Below are 19,814 nucleotides of genomic sequence, written 5' to 3' on the forward strand. Positions count from 1 at the left end.
GTAACGGCGAACCACGAGGACACCATGGGCGCAGTACGTATCGATTCCCACCAGCACTTCTGGCGTTACCGCGCGGCCGACTATCCGTGGATCGGCCCCGGGATGGGCGTGCTTGCCCGCGACTACCTGCCCGACGCGCTATGGCCGCAGATGCATGCGCAGGCGCTCGGCGCGTCGATCGCGGTGCAGGCGCGCGCCGGGCGTGACGAGACGGCGTTCCTGCTCGATCTCGCCCGCGACGACGCGCATATCGCGGCGGTGGTCGGCTGGGAGGATCTCGGTGCGCCGGCGCTCGCCGATCGCATCGCCGAATGGCGCAGCCCGAAGTTGCGTGGTTTTCGTCACCAGGTGCAGGACGAAGCCGACGTCGGCGCGTTCGTCGCGGATCCCGCGTTCAATCGCGGCGTCGCGTGGCTGCAGGCGAACGGCTATGTGTACGACGTGCTCGTGTTCGAGCGTCAGTTGCCCGACGTGCGCGCGTTCTGCGCGCGGCACGATGCGCACTGGCTCGTGCTCGATCATGCGGGCAAGCCCGCGCTCGCCGAGTTCGACCGGGACGCTACGGCATTCGCACGCTGGCGCGCCGGGCTGCGCGAGCTGGGCGCGCTGCCGCACGTCGTGTGCAAGCTGTCGGGGCTCGTGACCGAGACGGACTGGCGGCGCGGCCTGCGCGGCCGGGACATCCGGCACATCGAGCAATGCCTCGATGCGGCGCTCGACGCGTTCGGCCCGCAGCGGCTGATGTTCGGGTCGGACTGGCCCGTGTGCCTGCTCGCGGCGTCGTATGACGAGGTGGCGTCGCTGGTCGAGCGCTGGGCCGAAGCGCGGCTGTCGGCGGCCGAGCGCACCGCGTTGTGGGGCGGCACGGCCGTGCGTTGCTATGCGGTGCCGGACGACGCGAGGCCCGGCATATAAAATAGGCGCGAACGGCCTGACGCACCATTCGTCAGACCGTCGCAACGCAACCGCTTACCTGTATCAACGTATGTCCATCCAGCCGATTCAGAACCGCCGCCTCTACCAGCAGATCGCCGACAAGCTCAGCGCGATGATCGAGTCCGGCGACTTCCCGCCGGGCAGCTACCTGCCGCCCGAGCGCGAACTGGCCGAGCAGTTCGGCGTGTCGCGCACGTCGGTGCGCGAGGCGCTGATCGCGCTCGAGGTGAACGGGCTCGTCAGCGTGCGTGTCGGCGATGGCGTGAAGGTGCGCCAACCCGAGGCGGTGGCCGCGCCGCAGCCGCAGATCGACACGACGGTCGCGCCGTTTTCGATCGTCGAGATCGATCCGGAACTCGGCATCGCGCTCGACCTCGATACCGAAATCCCGCCGTTCGCGTTGTTGCAGGCACGCCGGCTGATCGAGCCGGAAGCCGCGTCGCTCGCCGCGAAACATGGCTCGGACGCGCAGATCGAGGGGATTCACGAGGCGTTCCTGCGCAACCAGGAAGACAACCGCAGCGGCTCGCTCACGCATCCGGGCGACCGGCTGTTCCATATCCGCATCGCGGAAGCGAGCGACAACCCCGCGTATGCGCTGATGATCAAGCAGTTGCTCGCGCACAAGTACGACCTGATGTTCCAGCGGCTGCAGTCGCTGTACATGCCGAACGACATGCCGCATCGCTCGGAGCTGGAACACCGCGCGATCCTCGACGCGATCCGCGCGCGCGACCCGGAGGCCGCGCGCCGCGCGATGGCCGAGCATCTCGACGAGGTGATCCGGATCTTCGGCCGCGCGCTCGACTGAGCGCGCGTTCAGAAGCGGTCGGCGCGATAGGGCGACGGATCGGTGAACGGCGTTTCGCCCGTCATCATCTCGGCCAGCAGGCGGCCGGAGACGGGGCCGAGCGTGAGCCCGTGATGGTTGTGCCCGAACGAGAACCACAGCCCGCGATGCGCGGGCGCGGGGCCGATCACCGGCCGCATGTCGGGCGTGCACGGCCGGAAGCCGAGCCACGGCTGCGGATCGAGCCGTTCGCCGAAGCCGAACACCGGGCGCGCGACGCGTTCCGCGCGATCGAGCTGCACGCCCGTCGGCGGCAGTCCGCGCCGCGCGATCTCGACGCCGGTGGTCAGCCGCAATCCGCGCCGCATCGGCGCGATCACGTAGCCGAATTCGCGATCGACGATCGGCGCCGACGGCGCGCCGCGTTCTGACGGCGCGTAGTGCATGTGATAGCCGCGCTTCTCGCGCAGCGGAATCGTGTAGCCGAACTTGCCGAACACCGTGTCGGACCACGGGCCGAGCGCGACGACCACGGCCGGCGCGGCGATCCTGCCTTGCTCCGTCGTGACCTGCCAGCCAGGCGAAAGCGCGTCGAGGCTCGCGGCATCGCCGGTGAGCAGCGTGCCGCCGCCTTGCACGAAGAGTTGTGCATAGGTTTTGACGAGCGCGGACGGGTCGACGACGCTTTTCGGATCGAGCCAGTGGAGTGCGCCGCAGAAGCCGGCGGCGAGGCTCGGTTCCTGCGCGCGGAGTGCCGCGGCATCGAGCGGCGTGATGCCGAGCCCGTGACGACGCGCGGTGAGTCCCGCATCGGCGACCGCGCGTTCGAACGCGGCCGGCGTGCGAAACGCTTCCATCCAGCCGCTGGCACGCACCAGTTCCCCTGCGCCGGCTCGCGCGATCAGCGCGTCGTGCTCGACGATGCAGCGCTCGATCAGCGGCAGCATGTCGCGCGAGGCCGCCGCGTGACGCATCGGTGCCGACTCCCACCAGAAACGCGCGAGCCACGGCGCGAACGCGGGCAGCGACGTGCCGTGCCAGTAGAGATCGGTGGAGCGGTTCAGCGCGTAGCGCATCAGCGTGAACGGGCTGCGCGGGAACGGATACGGCTCGATCGACGAGCGCTCGATCAGCCCGGCGTTGCCGAAGCTCGTGCCTTCGCCGGGCGCGCCGCGGTCGACGAGGGCGACCTTGCGGCCGCGATCCTGCAGGTGCAGCGCGGCGGAGACGCCGACGATGCCTGCGCCCAGAACGATTACGTCGAAGTCCATCGGTGGTGGTGACGGCGGTTGATGTCGGTGGCAAGCCAACGTTATGGACGAGGCCGAATGCCGGATACCGCATCGACATGCGGCTGCTTGTTAGGATACTCGCTATGTCGTTCGATTCGCAAAATCAGGATGCGGCTCAGCGGCTCGCACTTCACGATGGGCGACATTGTGTGCGTCGCTCCTGCGCAAAGTGTCGGTCGGGATGCGTGGCTTAGGCTCGCGCGTCGCCACTACTCGAACTTGTAACTCCATGATTTAAAATGGATTCGAATCGCCGGTCAGGGCGGCGTTCCGGACCGTGTCCGGTGCGCGCGTTTCGTGCATGTCGAGCGTGTCGGTGGCGAGCGACGCATGTGTCTATCATGCTGCTGAAGTTGGCTTATTGAATCGATAGAGAAACTGGATGAAACGAGAACCCGTTGAAGGCGTGCAGCCCGAGGTGTTGCGTTGGGCGAGAGAAACGGTCGGACTGTCGATCGACGAAGTAGCCACCATGCTTCGCATTCCTTCGACCGAGGTTGTTGACTGGGAGGCGGGCGCCGGGGCGCCGACCTACGTTCAACTCGAGAAGCTCGCGTATCAGGTCTTCAAGAGGCCGCTCGCGGTCTTCTTTCTTCCGGCGCCGCCCGATGAGAAAGTGCCCCAGCGTGAATTTCGGACGCTCCCTGAAGCGGACATGCGATCGCTCACCCGCGACACTTATCTGCAGATCCGGCAGGCGCAGGCGTTTCAGCTATCGCTCAGGGAAGTGTTCGGCGGGCGTAATCCTGCGGATGACAGGATCTGGAAATCCTTGTCGCTTTCGCTGTCGGAGTCCGTATCTCAACAGGCAGAGCGGGTGCGTGATGCGCTCGGTATCACGCTCGATGAACAAGCGTCGTGGCGTAATGATGACCTCACCCTCAAGCAATGGCGAAAGGCCATCGAAGAAGCGGGCATTTTCGTTTTCAAGTCGGCCTTCAAGCAGCGCGAGATTTCAGGCTTCTGCTTGATGGACGATGCATTCCCGATCATTTACCTCAACAACAGTACGACGAAGACGCGTCAGATATTCAGTCTTCTGCACGAACTGGCACACTTGCTCTTGAGCATGAACGGCCTGAGCAAGCTCGATTCCGGCTATATCGATGCGCTTCCGCACGCCGAGAGGAAAATCGAGCGATTCTGCAACGCCATCGCGGCGGAAGTACTGATTCCGCATGCGGCATTCGATCGTCTCGTGTCGGCGCTTCCCGCCGATGCAGAGTCCGCGTCCGAGGAGGCGTTTGCCGAACTGGCCAGCTATTTCGGGGTGAGTCGAGAGGCCGTGCTGCGGCGCTTGCTGGACCAGGGGCGAGTCAGTCAGGCGTTCTACAAGCGCAGGGCGACGATCTGGTCGGCGCAACGTAGAGAGGCAACAGGCGGAAGCTACTATGCGAACCAAGGTGCATATCTGAGCGACCGTTTCGCGCGAGAAGTCGTCGGTCGTCACTACCGGCATCAAATCACGCTCGAGCAAGCAGCGGACTTTCTTGGTATCAAGCCCAAGAACTTTGCGGGATTTGAAGCGCATGTTCTTCATGGGGCCGGTGCATGATCTATGTGTTCGACACCAGTTCCATTCGATCACTGCAACATTTCTATCCACGCGTGTTCCGGAGTATCTGGGATGGTATCGAAAAGCTTGTAGGCCAGCGGCGATTGATTTCTACGAGAGAGGTGTTGAACGAGATCGAGCGACAGGCCGTGAGCGCCGATGTATTGGCGTGGGTGAAAGGCAATCGATCCCTGTTCACGACGCCAACCGCGAACGAACTGCGGTTCGTCGCAGTGATTTTGAAGATCAGGCATTTTCAGGCACTGATCGGGCAACAGCAGCGTCTCAAAGGCACACCGGTCGCCGATCCGTTTGTCATCGCCTGCGCCAGGGGCTGCCGAGGGACGGTCGTAACCGAAGAGGGGGGGCAGCGTGTGGGCGACGGGCTGGTGCCCAAGCCGCATGCTGCGAAGATACCCAACGTATGTGCGCATTTCGAGATTCCATGCATTGATCTCGAAGAGTTCATGCACCAGCAGGATTGGCGGTTCTGATCCAACGAACATCAACTCACCCGGAACCGCTTTCCCCAACCGCGCGAGCACGCGCGTCTCGACCTCCGCCATCCGTAGCGCCTTCCGCACGCCGTCGATACCGTGTCGGAAGCCGAAATTCCTGTCGCGTGCTTGAGCGACCTGAACGTGGCGTGTAGTGCGCCGCCGAAGAACGTATGAAGTTTGACGTTCTCGGTTGAACAATCCGCTGATCAATCTGCCGCTGTCGACGCTGAATCGGTGCGGTTTGCCGCAGCACTGATTCAGCATACGTTCCGAAGTGATTCGCGGGTGTATCCCACTGGTTTGGGATACGAATTTTTACCTAAGATGGAAGCAATCGTGCGCGTGATACGGTGCCGGCACGCGCATGGCAAGCAGGGGCAGCGCCGGGAACGACTGCAGCAGATGTTTCCATCATGGATGCGAGTGTGTGCGCGACGGCTGCGAGTCATGCAGCCGCATCGACGCCAGCGGGCGCGGCGGCAATCGCCGCGCGGACGGCGTCCGGCCGGTCGGGCCGAGTCGCCGCGTTGCGCCACGCGTTCATCGCAATCGTTTGCGTTCTGAGCGTTGTACCGGCCGTCCTCGCCGGGGCGCCTGTCGATACGGACGACCCGGTCGACACGGTGCAACTCGCCGCCGCCACGACCCTCGTCAATCCGACTAGTCCCGCCTTTTCATCACACGACTCCGCCGTGCGCCAGGTCGTGCTCGGCATCGTCAGTTTCACGCGCTGGCCGACGACGCCCGTTCGCCTGCATCTGTGCGTGACGGGGCGGCCCGACTACGCGGGCGACCTGACCGACCCGATGCAGGCCGGCTCGACCGTGCTCGACGTGCAGCGCGTCCGCTTCGACGATGCCGCGCTCGGTATCGCCTGCGACGTCGTGTATCTCGGCACGCTGGGAAGCGACGAGCGCGCGCGGGTGCGAGCCGCGCTGGCCGGCCGCCCGGTGCTGACGATCGCCGAACACGATCCGTCCTGCACCGCGGGCGCGATGTTCTGCCTCACGGTCGAAGGCGAGCGCATCACGTTCGACATCAATCTCGACGCCGTCGCGCGCAGTGGCGTGCACGTGCATCCGAATGTGCTCAACCTCGCGCGGCGGCCGCTGACGCCATGACACGTTCCGCGCCCACCATTTCGTCTTCGCGTGTGCCGCGCCCGACGCTGCAAAGCGTGTTGCGCCGCGCGCATTTGCGCCTGGCCTTCGTCGCGGTTGCGATGGCCGCCGTGTCGCTGATCGTCGTCGCCGTGATCGCGCTGCGCGCCTATGCCGGCAACAACCTGACCCTGCTGGCCCGCTCGCTCGGTTATACGGTCGAGGCGGCGCTCGTGTTCGGCGACCGTGTCGCGGCGAACGAGGCGATCGCGATGATCGCCAACGAGGAGGACGTCGCGCAGGTCGTGGTCACTGATAGCAAGGGGCAGTTGTTCGCGACCTGGAAGCTGCCTGCCGGCGGCCGGATCGCCCGGCTCGAGCGCGGCGTCGCCGATCTCGCGCTGCCCGGGCCCGCGACCGTCCCGGTGATGCACGACGGCGTCATCGTCGGTCAGGTCATCGTGCGTGGCCGCGGACATCAGTTCTTCGGGTTCCTGCTCGGCGGCGTCGGCGGCATTCTCGGCTGCCTGGCCGTCAGCGTGCTCGGTGCGTACGTCAGCTCGAAGCGTCTGCTGCGCAACATCGTTGCGCCGCTGCGCGCGCTCGCCGGCGTCGCGCACGCCGTGCGGCGCGAGCGTGCGTTCGCGCGACGCGTCGAGCCAGCGGTGATCGCCGAGCTGAACCAGCTCGGCGACGACTTCAATGCGCTGCTCGACGAATTCGAAGACTGGCAGAACACGCTGCGCGACGAAAACGCGTCGCTCGAACACAAGGCGACGCACGACGCGCTCACGGGACTGCCCAATCGCGCGCAGTTCGAGTCGCGTCTGTCGCTGGCCCTCTGCGATGCCGTGGTGACGGGGCAGCGGGTCGCCGTCCTGTATCTCGACTGCGACCGCTTCAAGGAGATCAACGACTGCTTCGGGCACGATGCCGGCGATGCGGTGCTGGTCGGTATCGCGGCGCGGTTGCGCACGCAGGTGCGCGAGACCGATCTGGTCGCGCGCCTGGGCGGCGATGAATTTGCGGTGATGGTGACGGCTGTGCGCGAAGCGGACAGCGTGTGCCGGATCGCCGACGAGATCTTGTCCGGCATGGTGCCGTCGATCGAGCTGTCCGACGGACGCATGGTGGCCACCATGATGAGTGCCGGCGTTGCGCTGTATCCCGATCACGCGTCGGACGCGAGCGGCTTGCTGCGCGCGGCGGATGCCGCGATGTACCGCGCCAAGCGTGCGCGGCCGGGGTCGTGGCGGTTGGCGGAAGGCGTTGCCGGGCCGGTTTGAGGTCCATCGTTTCGCGCTGCGGGCGAGGCAGCGGCGGCGGGATAAGGAGCGCACGCGATGCGGGCGCGTACGAAGGGGTCGATGATGGAAAACTCGTTGCCAGTGAGCATTGGGAGGATGTGCGTCGGGAGCGCGGTGCTGCTGTGCTTGCTGCTTGGCGGGTGCAGTACGCCGCCGCCGCTTCATCGGGGGCTCACGCAGACGCAGGTCACGGCGCTGAAGTCGGCCGGGTTCCAGGAGACCGGGCAGGGGTTCGAGTTTGGGTCGAGCGGTCCGATCCTGTTCGATTTCGATCGGTATAACCTGAAGCCGGATGTGAGGCGGATTGTCGAGCGGATCGGGCGGACGTTGAAGTCGGCGGGGATCAATGGGGTGCGGGTTTATGGGTACTCGGATGAGGAGGGGGCGGAGGCTTATGACCTGGAGTTGTCGAGGCGGCGGGCGGAGGTAGTGGCGATCGAGCTGGTGGATGTCGGGTTGGACGGGAAGCGGATTGCAGTTGTCGGGAAGGGGAAGCGCGATCCGGTGGGAGATAACCGGACGGTGGCGGGGAGGGCGCAGAATCGGCGGGCGGCGATCGTGGTTTCGCCAAGGTGAGCGGGGCGTTGTCGCGGTGTGAGCGGGGGGCAGCTAGCAGGCAAGCTTGTCAGCTTGTACACGCAAACACGGATACTGGAATGTCTTGGTACGGCCATGACGATACATGTCCCGACATGACATGCGATCTGCGGCGACGCGGGTATCGCACAAGACGCAATCATTGACCCGCCGGCGGCTGATTCGCTTTCTATACTATTTACGTTGATCGAGTTATCAAGGGCATGCGTGCATCAACCACGCACACGTCCGACAAATCCCGGGGTAAACGAAAGCTGCACCGGCCGCAAACGCGAGTGGCCGGCCGGTGAAGTTCGACCCGTGCATGGACGGAGACACGGGGATGGGCTCCTTAACCATCGGAGGCAATATGGCGACATACATCGTATTGATGAATTGGACTGACCAAGGTGCGCGATCCGTGAAAGACACGGTCCAGCGAGCGAAAGCGTTTCAGGAAGGGGCGCAGGCGATGGGCGTCACCGTCAGCGCGCTCAAATGGACGCTTGGGCCTTACGACATCGTCACGACACTCGATGCGCCCGACGACGAAACCGTGACGCGGCTGGGACTGATGCTGGCGCAGTTAGGCAATGTTCGAACCGTCAGTATGCGTGCTTTCGGCGAAGCGGAAATGGAGACGATCGTCGGCGGCATGAAGTGAAGCCTTGACGCGCGAGATGCAACCAGCCATCGACAGAGGGGAGACAGGTCTCTTGGAAGCCGGCTGGTTGCATTCGCATCGAGGTGTCACGGGTCTATAGTTCAACCGAGCACTGATCCGCTAGATGTGCTGGAGGGGTTCGCCGAGTTTGCAAGCTCAATGCTACATAGCCATTCGACGTCATACAGCAAGGCTTTTCAACAAGCAATGAGTGAGTTAAAAGCGTCGATGTAGGTTTGAGCGTACTTTTTGGTATTAGGTCTTGTCAGGCACGGCGCAGGTATTGCTGCTGCATCGTTGGGGTGACGGTTGCAGATGCTGCGGTGGGTTGCGTGCTCGTGTGACCGAGAAAAGTTGCTTTGGCAGCCCGAGTTTGCCAGCGGCCTGAACGGGACCGCTCGAAGTTCGCCATCCAGCCAGTTGTCGGCGATGGCGAGTGGCGGCTACCTATTGACGCCCGCGTAGCATCAACCGACAGTGCTCTCACGCTCCACCACGACCCTTGTCGCCACGAGATGAACGGCCGCTTTCGCGAAAGCTGCCCGGCAGAAGCGGTCGCTTGCGGCTGACGCCGCCGGCGACTAACGGCCATGACGAGTCACTCGCTCGCTCTGCCGTTATGACACTCGGACGACGGCTCCATCCAGCAAACGGCCGTTCAACTGGCGAAGTCGAATGTTACTTCATCAGTCTTTGCGGCGATTGAAGTCCGCCAGCCCGATGGCGAGCTCGTCGGTATTGTCTGCCGGGCCAATCTGATTCGTGCGCTCGCAAGGGTGCCCGAGAAGACCATGCCGTCGGAAACGCCAGATGGCAGTGAGCTGCCCGACGCGGTGCTGACCGAGCTGCGCGAGTGGCCCTGGGCGTTGCCGCGGGAGAACGTCATCATAAGCGACAGTGTCGTGCATCGTTGGGGTGTCATCGAATCTGAAGAAGCGCGCCGCGCGATCCTTACCACTGCGGAAGGCGTACCTTGCGTGAAGCGCGTCGAAATCCAGATCGAGCATCCGGGTATCATGCCGACTTACGTAGCTGAGACCGGTGGCGCGGACTCAACCTGTCGAAATCTCTCTCAATTTGTCGGAACATATCTGCGCCGCAGATTGCCACTGTTACCGCCCGCGGGTCTTTTCACCCAGTCTTGCTCTTGGAACGGTGAAAGCAGAAGTTAAGGAAGGCTAATTGTATTTCCGGGATTGTTCCCTATCCTTGAAAGTGATGGTACGTGCGCCCCAGGCGTAACCAAGCAGACAGAGCGCATGCGGCTCTATCCTTGTTTGCGAGGCGGCCATGAACAACAACCCACGCATCGCCGCGTTCCGGCGCCTTCCCGCGTGCTGCGCCGGTTCCCTCATCGATTCACGGCGTCGCCGCCTCTTGCAGGCCGCGGCAGCCGCCGCGCTCGCCACCGGACTCGCCCCTTTGGTCCGTCCCCACCCCGCGCGGGCTGCCACGAAGCATACCCTCAGAATTCTTCAGTGGAATCATTTCGTGCCGGGCTACGACAAGTGGTTCGACGGCACCTACGTGAAGGAGTGGGGTCAGCGCCACGATACCGAGGTCATCGTCGATCACGTCGGCATTCCGGCGCTGGCCACGCGTGCCGCCGCCGAGGTCTCGGCCCAGAAGGGGCACGATCTCTTCATGTTCCTCTCACCGCCTCCGGTGTACGAAGAGCAAGTGATCGACCACCGCGAAATCTACGAAGAGTGCCAGCGCAGGCATGGCAAGCCGGTTGACCTGGCGGTGCGCAGCACCTACAACCCCAAGACCCGAAAGTACTTCGCGTTCTCCGACAGCTTCGTACCGGACCCCGTGAATTACCGCAAGGACTTGTGGGATGAAGCCGGTTTGCCGCCGCCGGACAGTTGGGACGACGTGCTGAACGCCGGGCGCAAGATCAAGCAGACAAAAGGCATTCCGGTGGGCATCGGCCTGTCGGCCGAACTGGATACCGCCATGGCCATGCGCACCATCCTCTACGCATTTGGCGGTTCCGTGCAGGACGCACACGGCAACGTGGTGTTGAATTCGCCCGGCACGCTGGAGTCGGTCAAGTACGTCCGGGCACTGTATCGCGACACCATGACGCCGGAAGTGCTGGCGTGGGATCCCTCCTCGAACAACCGCGCCATGTTGGCGGGCAAGATTTCACTCTGCCTGAACGCCATTTCCATCACGCGCGAGGGCGAAAACAAGAACATTCCGGTCACACCCGACATCTGGCTGACGCAGGCCCTGCGCGGACCCGCGCAGCGCATCTGCCTGGAGCATGTGATGGACTGCTACGTGATCTGGAAATTCGCCGAGAACATTGCCGGCGCCAAGCAGTTCCTTGTGGACTATATCGACAACTTCCGCCAGGGCTTCATCGGCAGCGAGTTCTATAACTTCCCATGCTTCCCCAGCACCGTACCGGACCTCAAAAAAATGATCGAGGACGACCCCAAGGCCAAGCCACACGACAAGTACAAGGTGCTGGGCAACCTGATGGTGCAGGCCACCAATGTCGGCTATCCAGGTTATGCCAACGCCGCCATCGACGAAATCTTCAACACCTGGGTACTCAACACCATGTTTGCGAGGGCTGCAACCGGCGACGCCACGCCAGAAGACGCTATCCGCGACGCCGAGGCCGCCTGCAAGCGGATCTTCGCCAAATGGCAAGCCAGAGGGCTGGTGTAGACGGCGGTCGACGGCCGCCGGCGCCGCAGGACGCCCGCAGTCCGCAGCGATTGACGCCACGCCCCTCACAGAACAAACACCACCCGGACCGCCATGGCGACAGTGGAAACCCGCTCGCTGACGAAGCGCTTCGGCGACACCACCGCCGTCGACGGGATCGACCTCTCCGTGCGCGAGGGCGAATTCCTGGTGCTGCTCGGCCCGTCCGGCTCGGGAAAAACCACCCTGCTGCGCATGATTGCCGGGCTGGAGGCGCCCACCTCCGGCGATGTCCTGGTTGGCGGTCGCATCGTCACCGGCCTCCCGCCGCGCGCCCACAACATGGCGATGGTTTTCCAGAGCTACGCGTTGTATCCGCACCTGACAGTGGCCGGGAATATTGCCTTCCCGCTGGAGGCCCAGCACGCGGCGCACAACACTATCGGGAGCAAGGTCGAGTGGGCCGCAACGCTTTTCGGCATCGATCATCTCCTGACACGCAAGCCGCGCGAGCTTTCCGGCGGCGAACGCCAGCGCGTGGCGCTCGCGCGCGCGGTCGTGCGCGATCCCGTGACCTTCCTGCTGGATGAGCCGCTGTCCAACCTTGACGCCAAACTCCGCGCCTCTGCGCGCGACGAACTGAAGCAGATTCAGCGCCGCCTGGGCACGACGACCATCTACGTGACCCATGACCAGATCGAAGCGCTGGCACTCGGCGACCGCGTGGCGGTGCTGGACCACGGCCGCATGCGTCAGCTCGACACGCCGCAACAAGTCTATCTGCATCCGGCCGATCGCTTTGTCGCCACGTTCATTGGCTTGCCCCCGATGAACCTGATCGCCTCCGACGACGTGGAAACCGGCTTCCGTCCCGAGCATTTCCTGCCACAGGAGCTCTTCGACGACGATGCGCAACTTGAACGCCTCCCGGTGAGCATCACGCGCATCGAATACCTTGGCGCGGATCGACTCGTGTACGGATTGCTGGAACCGCCGCAGCCCCCGGTCAAGGTCGTCTCCAGGATACCGTGTACGGCAAACATGGCGCTGCAGGCTGGAACACGGCACCTCTTCGCCGTTCGACGCGCCGATCTCTGCCGCTTCGACGCGCGTTCCGGCGCCAGCCTGGACCCGGTCCCCAGTGCGCCATGAACGTGTCCCCAAGCTCCCCACCGACTTCGGGCCGCGGAATGGCGCACGCGCCGTGGGACGATCGCTGGCTGGGTCCCCTGATGCTGGCGCCCGCGCTCGTCTATATCGCGCTGTTGCTTGGCTTCCCGTTCCTGTTGTCGATCTGGTACAGCATGACCGATGTCACGGTCGGCAGTCAGGCGGCTCGATTTGTCGGGGCGGAGAACTTCCGGCACGTCGTGCAAAGTCCCCAGTTCTGGAAGTCGCTGGGCAATGCGCTGCTGTTCACGCTGATTTCACAGGCGCTGGTGGTGGTGCTCGCGAAGATACTTGCGCTGGCGCTGGCGCGCGATTTTCCTGGCAAGTGGCTGGTGCGCCTCATGATCCTGCTGCCGTGGGTCGCGCCGATCTCGCTGGGGTCGATCGGCTGGCTATGGATTTTCGACCCGGTCTACAGCATCATCAACTGGACGTTGCGCGCGCTTGGCGTGGTCGGCCCCGGCGTGTGGCCGATATGGCTGGGCCAGCCCGATCTGGCGATGGCGTCGGTCATCGTGGTGGATGTCTGGCGGTTGCTTCCGCTCGCCACCGTCATCATCCTGGCCGGCATGCAAGGCATCCCGCACGAACTGCACGACGCTGCTGCCATGGACGGCGCGGGCTTCTGGCGGCGGCTTTTCCGGATCGACATTCCGCTGTTGATGCCGGTGATGCTGGTGGCGCTGTTGTTCGGCATCGTCTTTACGTTGACCGACATGATCATCATCTACGTGCTCACGCGCGGTGGCCCCTACGATACGACCCAGGTGCTGGCCAGCCTGGCGTTTTTCACCGGCATCCAGGGCGGCGACCTGGCCGAAGGTGCGGCCATTTCGCTCTTCCTGTTTCCGTTGCTGGTGGCGGTGGTCGCGCTCCTGCTAACGGTGGCGCATCGCGCCGAGGTGGTCTGACATGCCTGTCGACTCGGCAACGGGAGGTTGGAAGGCCGCATGGATAAGCGCGCGCTGGCGCGCGCGCGGTGCGCAACTCGCGGCATTTATGACGCTGGCCTCCTTTGCCGTGTTCTGCGCCTTTCCCTTCTACTGGATGCTGATTACCACCTTCAAGGACGTGCACGACCTGATCAATACGGCAAACAACCCGTTTCTGTTCAACCTGCCGCCCACGCTGGAGAATTTGCGCGTCCTGTTCCAGGAAACCCAGTATGTGCGCTGGCTCGTCAACACACTGCTGGTGGGCGTGGTGGTGGTGATCATCACGCTAGTGCTGGCCGTACCGGCCGGCTACAGCCTGGCGCGGCTCACCGGGCGGCGGGGGCGGCAACTGGCGGTCGCCATCTTCGTCACCTACCTGATCCCGCCCACCATCCTCTTCATCCCGTTTTCGCGCATCATCGGCGCGCTAGGCCTACAGGATTCGCTGTGGTCGCTGGTGCTCGTGTACCCAAGCTTTACCGTGCCCTTCTGCAGTTGGCTGATGATGGGTTTTTTCAAAGCGGTACCTCGCGATATTGTAGAAGCCGCAATGATGGATGGCTTGAGTCACTTCGGCGCATTCCTGAAAGTTGTTGTGCCGCTTTCGTCTGCCGGTATCCTGACCGTCGTTATCTTCACCTTGACACTGGTGATGCAAGAGTTTGTCTATGCGCTCACGTTCATCACCAACTCTTCACAATACACCGTCAGTGTTGGCGTGCCGACCTTCCTGGTGCGCGGCGACGTCTACTTCTGGGGCTCGCTGATGGGCGCATGTCTTGTCGTCAGCCTGCCGGTCGCGCTGATCTACAACGTCTTCCTTGACCGCTTCGTGGCCGCTTTTACCGAAGGGGCTGTGAAGTAGCGGTGCCGAATGCTATTCGATGCGGCGCCTGGCACATCTCCCGACAGAGTTAACCTAAACTCAGTGCGTGACGCATTTCACAACAAGCTCGGGCGTGTCCCTGGAAGGGCCTGTTCACACTAATTGCAGACGTTGTCGAGGCACGGCGTGCGCAGACTTGCCGCCACGATCGCGTTGCGCAGCGAAGAGGACCTCGTCCGTCATGTGCCTAAATCGCTGACGGCGCGAGCCTTTGTAGAGTATCGGATTCACGCGCCTCAGCACCGCGCGGCCCGCCGCCGGTGCGTCTGCCGAAATCACGCGACGGGTGCAACAAATGGGGGCCCGTCGCGATACGTTGAGGGAGCGATCATGCGCGCACTCGACATCATGACTCCGTCCGTCGTCACCGCCACACCGGACATGACGATCCACGACGCGGCAAGACTGTTCGTCGACAACCATATCAGTGGGATGCCGGTCGTCGACGCGAAGGGACAGGTCGTCGGCATCGTCTGCCAGGGCGATCTGCTGCATCGCGCGGAAAACGGCACTGGCCACGGGAAGCGTCCGTGGTGGCTCGAATTCCTGTTGTCATCGCCTCGCGAGCAGGCCGCGAGGTATGTGAAGGAGCACGGGCATCTCGTCGGCGACGTGATGTGCGATCAAGTGATTTCGATTTCCGAGGACATGCCGCTCGATCAGATCGCGGACCTTATGGAGCGCCGGCATCTCAAACGCGTGCCGGTGCTGAAGGACGGCGAGCTGGTCGGAATCGTGAGCCGTTCGAACCTGATCCGCGCCCTCGCGAGCGTCACGCCGTTTGTGGATTCCGCTTCGCACGACGATATTAGCCTGCGCGACGCGATAGTCCGGGAAATGCACGGGCAGCGCTGGAGTTTGCCGAAACAGTGCGTGCTCGTCAAGGACGGCGTCGCGCATCTATGGGGTGTGATTGAGTCCGAGGAGGAGAAGCACGCGATCCGCGTTGCGGCCGAGGCCGTGCCCGGCGTCAAGCGCGTGGAGAGCCACCTGGTGTTCCCGAGCGTGATTCCGACGCTGTAGTCCGCACGCCGTCGCGAGACGGGCGTGCAGGTCGATTCGCACGCGGTGATCGATGACGGAGATCGTGACGGTCATATTCAATCCGGCGGGCTGCTCGCGACGGACCGCGCCCGCCATGTTCGACAGAGACCGGCATGTTTCAACGTGCTCAGTTAGCCGCTCGTTTACGGCATGCGTTAGCCCAGTGTGGACAATGAAGGGAATGTCCTTTGTACTGCCGGGAGCAGTCGTAATTCTGTTGCCGTTTGGAACGGCAGCTTCGGGTCGACTCCGGTCCGCTGATGATCTGCGAGCGCGAGCACGGATTAGGGGTGGGCTTGCCCAATCGCGCTCGCATGGGCGCGACCACCACGGCTGCGATCACTGCCGAACGGACGGATCAAGCCCCTCGACCAATCGCATCAGCGCATAAAGTGCCCTTGCTTCAGGACCCGCGTGCAAGTGCTCGAACTGTTGCGCCGCGTGTTCACAAACAGCGGGTGCCGGTAAGGTCCGGTCGTTGATATTGCCTATCGGCGTGTCAAAGTGCGGGCCGAAGGGCAAACAGCCCCGGCGTGAAACACACATGAAACCGGGGCTGTCGGGTACGTCAATGCAGTTGTCGCTTTAGATCGGAAAGTTCCGAATGCATCGTATTTACTGCATTCATGATCTTGGCATCAAGACTGCCGGCCTGTTGGCAAGCACGCTCTGCACGATCACCGATTCGTTCGAGATCGTCGACGCATTGCCGAATACGATCTTCATCGTTGGACGCCATGAGCTTCTTCGCCGATTTGCATTCCTTGTCCAACTCATCCATCCAGTTGATCAGCTCCTTTGGAATCGTCCTGTCGGCGTGACAGGTACGTGATGCCTCGCTCACGGTTTGCTGCAGATGGGTAAAGCGCTTTTGGATTTCACTGGCTTGCAACATGATGAACTCCTCCTTGAACGTCGGTTCCAGATGAGCTCAGGCAGCAGATAACTCCGGCGTTGCCCGTGGTATCGCCAGTCGCTCGCTTCAATCGGCCGGCGGCAACACTGCATTGCATCAAATGCTGCAACCGAGCCCGCGGAACGTGTAAGTTCTAGTGTAGGCCACTACCGCAGGGAGTAGTAATCCGGGCAGGCCGCTAGGATGCGACATCGACGTGACACTCCGTGCACCGCCGAAGGCGCAGGCTGATTGCTCGAGGCAATATCTCCTGTGCGCTTGCGCCCAGGGAGCTGCAAGGAGCTGCAAGGGCTCCGGACCCCGAATACGCATGGCCTTGGATGCCGGACTCGTCGTCCCATCGGTAAGCGATCGATAAAAGACAGAAACCGGCCATCAAGGGACTATCGCCAAACATCGGTGGATGGCGGTTAGCTAACGCAAGGCGGCCACCGCAAACCGAAAGTGGCCGACCGATTGACGAGCGTAGCCGATGCGCCCGCTACCTTTCGCCATCAGAGTTTACGGCGAAACATCGGGCAACCGCGGATGCTCCTGCCGCTTTCCAGGAGCTGGTTTAAAGGGACTTTGCTAGAAGCCCATTGGCCCTATTGAAGGGGGCAGGTCATTATGCTTCCCGCACAGGATCCTTACGATTTCCAATCAATTAATTCAACGCTGAAATAAGAACATATGTGATCCTAAAAGAGACGCATGAGGATGAGATTGTCAGTGTGGTGCATTAAAAAAGTTGAAATGACTTGACACGCGCCCTTCGCTAACTATCCTCAAAAGGCACCAAGCTTTCTTAAGCTTTTTTCCGACAAAGAGAGGAAAGAAATGTCGCATTCGACGAAGACCGCGTCGGAACTGAGTGCCGATGCGAAGAAGATGTATGCGGAGAGCGCCGCCCGCTCTCTGGAGGCGTTGGTGTCCCGGCTGAAAGCTGACAAGGAGTTTGTGTCGGCGCTCGAGAAATCCCCCCGGCAAGCGCTTGACAGCGCCGATATCAGGCTGGAGAAGGAAGCCATCGAGCTGCTGATCGCAACAGATCCCGGGCGCTTCGACAGAGCTTGCGATTCGCTGTTCGAGATACTCGATCCGAATCTTCTTTCCAAGCTTGTCGATCCGTCGTGTGGGATCTCAATCAAACCCGACAAAAATTCATATGGCTTGAAGTTCGTACCGCGAAGCGCCTAAGAGAAGTTTCAATCAAGAGGCTCAACGATAGCGGGTTGAACACCTGGCAATGGCGCGCATTCTACTCATCAACCTCGCCAGCCTTCCGATGCCGGGGAATGTACCCATTTTCCCGATCGGCGTCCGATGTATCCAAGACGCTCTGCGCGTGGAGGGACACGATGTCGAACTGATGGACTTCGTGGAACGGCCCGGTGCGTTGCGCGATCTTGGCTGGGTTAACCAGGAGTGGGACATTATCGGGTTGTCGATTCGGAATATCGACCCGATCGACTTGGCATGCGATGGACATGTTCGGGAATACGAGCAATTTGTCGAAATGGTTCGGGGCGCTCGCACGTCGGCGCTACCGTTGCTGGTTGCTGGAGGTCCGGGATACAGCCTCTTTGCTCCAAGTCTGCTCGAGAGGCTCGATCTTGACGTCGGCATAGCCGGTCCAGGCGAAACGACGATGATCGAGATCGCCAGAAACCCACGGAGGTTCATCGGCGCTCGTACGGTGATGAGGGGCGACCGTTATGCGGGATTTGTGAGTCGGGTGCTGTGTCACCCCGATTCGCTGATGAGGGCTTATTCCAATAGCCAGGATTCAATGATCGGAGTCGAGACGCGTCGGAAGACCTGCTTCCAGAGGTGCGTCTATTGTCCATATGCATATATCAGCGGCGATAACGCCGGCGACGAAAAGCCCATCGAGCTTTTGGCCCGTGAGATCGAGAGTATTCATGCTGCTGGATTTAGACAGATCTTTTTTACCGACAGCATCTTCAACTCCCAACCGAGCGCAAAGGGCGTCGTTCGAATGCTTGCAGATTCCAGGTTCGACGGGTTGGCGTGGTCCGCGTATTTCTCACCGATGCCTTTCGACGACGAATTTGCCGAACTGTTGGCCGGGAGCGGAGTAGAGTCGATTGTGATATCTCCGGACAGCCTCGATGAGCGGATGATGAGACTGCTTGGGAAGAACTTTAATCTTGCGGCTGTCAGGCGCGTTATTTCTCGATGCCGGGCGCATAGTTTGCGTTTGAGGGTGAACATCGTGTTCGGTGGGCCCGGCGAAACCCGCGAGAGCGTCGCGAACACCGCTCGATTTGCAAATGAATTGCTTGACGCCGACGAGCTTTCGATCCATGTGGGATACCGAATTCTTCCCCGTACATCGCTCGCGACCCGGACTCGCCTGGCGGAGCGCGATCTATTGAACCCGACGTTCTACCCGTTCGATGAGAATCTCGTGCGATGGATTATCGAGGACATGGACGCACGATTCCTGAGTCCGACCGTGATGATGAATCTACTGGCTGGTCGTGCCTCGGCACGCCGCATGGTGAAGCTGTTGCCGCCCGAAGCCAGCGTTAATGCGCTTGAAAAATTTCCCTATTTGGCACTCAGTCGCCAAGGCGGGTGACATGAGCTCCGCGACACCCTATTCGTGCAGGGCGATGACACCGGCAGACGCAACGTGGCTGACGAAGAACGAACTGCTCTGGCTCGCGCCTCCGGCGTTGACCACCGAACTTGCCGCCCCCGATTTTTACACGTGGATGGGACTCTTTTTTGGCGACGAGTTGATTGCATTGCATCGGGGCATGCGATGGGGATCTTGGCTGCTGTTCAAAGGACTCATCGTTGCGCCCGCGTATCGCGGCTCGCCGGCCGGAATCCAGTTGGCGATCGCGCTAAGAGAGTACGCAAGGTCTATCGGTTACGCCGGTGTCATCGTATGGGTGGAGCCCGGCAAGCCGGAACGTGGGATTGCCGCGATGCTTCGCATGAAAAGACACGGCCCGCTCGTGCACCGGTTTGAGTTTCCGCTTCCGTGTGCAGCGGAATGTCTCGCGCGCGGTTTCGTCACTCCGATTTACGCGAACCGGATCTCGATCCGCCGACGGGGCCGTCCGATGGTCCCGAATCTCGTGGCATCGTCGCATGACGGCGGTTCGGTTTTCTACTGGGTGTCGGATGATGGGCGGCTGGTACTGAGTGGAAATCCATGCGGGTCGGTTGAAGATCTCCCCGACCTGATTTCCGAAGTCGTGCCGATCGCACAGTCAGTCGGCGCCACAGCGATTGAATTTCCGATCCTGGCCCATGATGTCGAGGCGATGATCGCGTTTGTGTCGAAGGGGGCGCGACGGCTGAGCCGCACGCCGGTATATCTCGGCCTGCACATGTTCGATGCGTGCGCGCCGGCATGCGAATCGTCGGGCGCCGAAGATAGCGAGGCTGAGCGATGTGCGGCGCGATGAACCCAGGCGTGGCGAGAAGTATTTGCCTTGCTCAATCGCCCGAAGATGCAG

At 62.2% G+C, this 19,814-nt stretch carries 19 protein-coding genes; 16 read left to right on the plus strand and 3 right to left on the minus strand.

What is annotated here, in order from left to right; all coding sequences use genetic code 11:
* Positions 1-24: 24 nt before the first annotated feature.
* The gene (locus DIE22_RS05020; RefSeq protein WP_124495241.1) at positions 25-915 is read left to right on the plus strand and encodes an amidohydrolase; all 891 of its coding nucleotides are present in this window, start codon (positions 25-27) and stop codon (positions 913-915) included.
* Positions 916-985: 70 nt separating this feature from the next.
* A complete protein-coding gene (locus tag DIE22_RS05025; RefSeq protein WP_124495243.1) occupies positions 986-1,747 on the plus strand; it encodes a FadR/GntR family transcriptional regulator in 762 nt (253 codons plus the stop codon).
* 8 nt (positions 1,748-1,755) lie between these two features.
* Here the strand turns inward: DIE22_RS05025 and DIE22_RS05030 are convergent, their stop codons facing one another.
* Positions 1,756-2,997, minus strand: a complete 1,242-nt coding sequence (locus DIE22_RS05030) for an FAD-binding oxidoreductase (protein ID WP_124495245.1) — start codon at positions 2,995-2,997, stop codon at positions 1,756-1,758.
* A gap of 403 nt (positions 2,998-3,400) precedes the next feature.
* Here DIE22_RS05030 and DIE22_RS05035 point away from each other — a divergent pair, with 403 nt between their 5' ends.
* The 6 genes from DIE22_RS05035 to DIE22_RS05060 all read left to right on the plus strand — a co-directional run bounded on the left by DIE22_RS05035 (position 3,401) and on the right by DIE22_RS05060 (position 8,720).
* Positions 3,401-4,573 carry an XRE family transcriptional regulator gene (locus tag DIE22_RS05035; protein WP_124495247.1) on the plus strand — a complete coding sequence of 391 codons (1,173 nt, stop codon included), beginning with the start codon at positions 3,401-3,403 and terminating at the stop codon, positions 4,571-4,573.
* Positions 4,570-5,067: a PIN domain-containing protein gene (locus tag DIE22_RS05040; RefSeq protein WP_124495249.1), complete on the plus strand. Its 498-nt coding sequence runs from the start codon at positions 4,570-4,572 to the stop codon at positions 5,065-5,067. The genes DIE22_RS05035 and DIE22_RS05040 overlap by 4 nt, the downstream gene beginning before the upstream one ends.
* A 419-nt stretch (positions 5,068-5,486) precedes the next feature.
* A complete protein-coding gene (locus DIE22_RS05045; protein WP_124495251.1) occupies positions 5,487-6,194 on the plus strand; it encodes a YfiR family protein in 708 nt (235 codons plus the stop codon).
* A complete protein-coding gene (locus tag DIE22_RS05050; protein WP_124495253.1) occupies positions 6,191-7,459 on the plus strand; it encodes a diguanylate cyclase domain-containing protein in 1,269 nt (422 codons plus the stop codon). Before DIE22_RS05045 ends, DIE22_RS05050 begins: the two co-directional genes overlap by 4 nt.
* 84 nt (positions 7,460-7,543) lie before the next feature.
* Positions 7,544-8,056 carry an OmpA family protein gene (locus tag DIE22_RS05055; protein WP_124495394.1) on the plus strand — a complete coding sequence of 171 codons (513 nt, stop codon included), beginning with the start codon at positions 7,544-7,546 and terminating at the stop codon, positions 8,054-8,056.
* 370 nt (positions 8,057-8,426) lie between these two features.
* The gene (locus tag DIE22_RS05060) at positions 8,427-8,720 is read left to right on the plus strand and encodes a GYD domain-containing protein (RefSeq protein ID WP_124495396.1); all 294 of its coding nucleotides are present in this window, start codon (positions 8,427-8,429) and stop codon (positions 8,718-8,720) included.
* Between the two features lie 686 nt (positions 8,721-9,406).
* On the opposite strand, the gene DIE22_RS05065 is transcribed toward DIE22_RS05060, so the two are convergent.
* Complete coding sequence (locus DIE22_RS05065) at positions 9,407-9,727, minus strand: hypothetical protein (RefSeq protein ID WP_124604647.1); 321 nt, start codon at positions 9,725-9,727, stop codon at positions 9,407-9,409.
* 283 nt (positions 9,728-10,010) lie between these two features.
* Between DIE22_RS05065 and DIE22_RS05070 the strand changes: the two genes are divergently transcribed.
* The 5 genes from DIE22_RS05070 to DIE22_RS05090 all read left to right on the plus strand — a co-directional run bounded on the left by DIE22_RS05070 (position 10,011) and on the right by DIE22_RS05090 (position 15,398).
* On the plus strand, positions 10,011-11,405 hold the full coding sequence (locus tag DIE22_RS05070) for an ABC transporter substrate-binding protein (protein WP_185640545.1): 1,395 nt from the start codon (positions 10,011-10,013) through the stop codon (positions 11,403-11,405).
* A gap of 93 nt (positions 11,406-11,498) precedes the next feature.
* Positions 11,499-12,536, plus strand: a complete 1,038-nt coding sequence (locus tag DIE22_RS05075) for an ABC transporter ATP-binding protein (RefSeq protein WP_124495257.1) — start codon at positions 11,499-11,501, stop codon at positions 12,534-12,536.
* On the plus strand, positions 12,533-13,465 hold the full coding sequence (locus tag DIE22_RS05080) for a carbohydrate ABC transporter permease (RefSeq protein WP_124495259.1): 933 nt from the start codon (positions 12,533-12,535) through the stop codon (positions 13,463-13,465). The genes DIE22_RS05075 and DIE22_RS05080 overlap by 4 nt, the downstream gene beginning before the upstream one ends.
* 1 nt (position 13,466) lies before the next feature.
* Complete coding sequence (locus DIE22_RS05085; protein ID WP_124495261.1) at positions 13,467-14,354, plus strand: carbohydrate ABC transporter permease; 888 nt, start codon at positions 13,467-13,469, stop codon at positions 14,352-14,354.
* A 351-nt stretch (positions 14,355-14,705) separates the two neighbouring features.
* Positions 14,706-15,398: a CBS domain-containing protein gene (locus DIE22_RS05090; protein WP_124604648.1), complete on the plus strand. Its 693-nt coding sequence runs from the start codon at positions 14,706-14,708 to the stop codon at positions 15,396-15,398.
* Positions 15,399-15,987: 589 nt separating this feature from the next.
* Here the strand turns inward: DIE22_RS05090 and DIE22_RS05095 are convergent.
* Positions 15,988-16,314: a hypothetical protein gene (locus DIE22_RS05095; RefSeq protein WP_124495263.1), complete on the minus strand. Its 327-nt coding sequence runs from the start codon at positions 16,312-16,314 to the stop codon at positions 15,988-15,990.
* A gap of 840 nt (positions 16,315-17,154) precedes the next feature.
* Between DIE22_RS05095 and DIE22_RS05100 the strand changes: the two genes are divergently transcribed.
* From DIE22_RS05100 to DIE22_RS05110, 3 genes are read left to right on the plus strand one after another with little or no spacing between them, the layout of a single operon-like run.
* Entirely contained in the window at positions 17,155-17,514 is a 360-nt protein-coding gene (locus tag DIE22_RS05100) for a hypothetical protein (protein ID WP_124604649.1), read from the plus strand.
* Between the two features lie 49 nt (positions 17,515-17,563).
* The gene (locus DIE22_RS05105) at positions 17,564-18,922 is read left to right on the plus strand and encodes a radical SAM protein (protein WP_124604650.1); all 1,359 of its coding nucleotides are present in this window, start codon (positions 17,564-17,566) and stop codon (positions 18,920-18,922) included.
* 1 nt (position 18,923) lies between these two features.
* Positions 18,924-19,763 (plus strand): hypothetical protein, encoded by an 840-nt coding sequence (locus DIE22_RS05110; protein ID WP_124604651.1) that lies wholly within the window; start codon positions 18,924-18,926, stop codon positions 19,761-19,763.
* Positions 19,764-19,814: the final 51 nt, after the last annotated feature.

The sequence above is a fragment of the Burkholderia sp. Bp9142 genome, assembly GCF_003853415.1.
Taxonomy (GTDB): Bacteria; Pseudomonadota; Gammaproteobacteria; order Burkholderiales; family Burkholderiaceae; genus Burkholderia.

Bases quoted from the DNA above. Each gene is read 5' to 3' on its own strand.
- DIE22_RS05020 (WP_124495241.1), top strand. From the start codon at position 25: ATGGGCGCAGTACGTATCGATTCCCACCAGCACTTCTGGCGTTACCGC.
- DIE22_RS05025 (WP_124495243.1), top strand. From the start codon at position 986: ATGTCCATCCAGCCGATTCAGAACCGCCGCCTCTACCAGCAGATCGCC.
- DIE22_RS05030 (WP_124495245.1), bottom strand. From the start codon at position 2,997: ATGGACTTCGACGTAATCGTTCTGGGCGCAGGCATCGTCGGCGTCTCC.
- DIE22_RS05035 (WP_124495247.1), top strand. From the start codon at position 3,401: ATGAAACGAGAACCCGTTGAAGGCGTGCAGCCCGAGGTGTTGCGTTGG.
- DIE22_RS05040 (WP_124495249.1), top strand. From the start codon at position 4,570: ATGATCTATGTGTTCGACACCAGTTCCATTCGATCACTGCAACATTTC.
- DIE22_RS05045 (WP_124495251.1), top strand. From the start codon at position 5,487: ATGGATGCGAGTGTGTGCGCGACGGCTGCGAGTCATGCAGCCGCATCG.
- DIE22_RS05050 (WP_124495253.1), top strand. From the start codon at position 6,191: ATGACACGTTCCGCGCCCACCATTTCGTCTTCGCGTGTGCCGCGCCCG.
- DIE22_RS05055 (WP_124495394.1), top strand. From the start codon at position 7,544: ATGGAAAACTCGTTGCCAGTGAGCATTGGGAGGATGTGCGTCGGGAGC.
- DIE22_RS05060 (WP_124495396.1), top strand. From the start codon at position 8,427: ATGGCGACATACATCGTATTGATGAATTGGACTGACCAAGGTGCGCGA.
- DIE22_RS05065 (WP_124604647.1), bottom strand. From the start codon at position 9,727: ATGCTCGATCTGGATTTCGACGCGCTTCACGCAAGGTACGCCTTCCGC.
- DIE22_RS05070 (WP_185640545.1), top strand. From the start codon at position 10,011: ATGAACAACAACCCACGCATCGCCGCGTTCCGGCGCCTTCCCGCGTGC.
- DIE22_RS05075 (WP_124495257.1), top strand. From the start codon at position 11,499: ATGGCGACAGTGGAAACCCGCTCGCTGACGAAGCGCTTCGGCGACACC.
- DIE22_RS05080 (WP_124495259.1), top strand. From the start codon at position 12,533: ATGAACGTGTCCCCAAGCTCCCCACCGACTTCGGGCCGCGGAATGGCG.
- DIE22_RS05085 (WP_124495261.1), top strand. From the start codon at position 13,467: ATGCCTGTCGACTCGGCAACGGGAGGTTGGAAGGCCGCATGGATAAGC.
- DIE22_RS05090 (WP_124604648.1), top strand. From the start codon at position 14,706: ATGCGCGCACTCGACATCATGACTCCGTCCGTCGTCACCGCCACACCG.
- DIE22_RS05095 (WP_124495263.1), bottom strand. From the start codon at position 16,314: ATGTTGCAAGCCAGTGAAATCCAAAAGCGCTTTACCCATCTGCAGCAA.
- DIE22_RS05100 (WP_124604649.1), top strand. From the start codon at position 17,155: ATGTCGCATTCGACGAAGACCGCGTCGGAACTGAGTGCCGATGCGAAG.
- DIE22_RS05105 (WP_124604650.1), top strand. From the start codon at position 17,564: ATGGCGCGCATTCTACTCATCAACCTCGCCAGCCTTCCGATGCCGGGG.
- DIE22_RS05110 (WP_124604651.1), top strand. From the start codon at position 18,924: ATGAGCTCCGCGACACCCTATTCGTGCAGGGCGATGACACCGGCAGAC.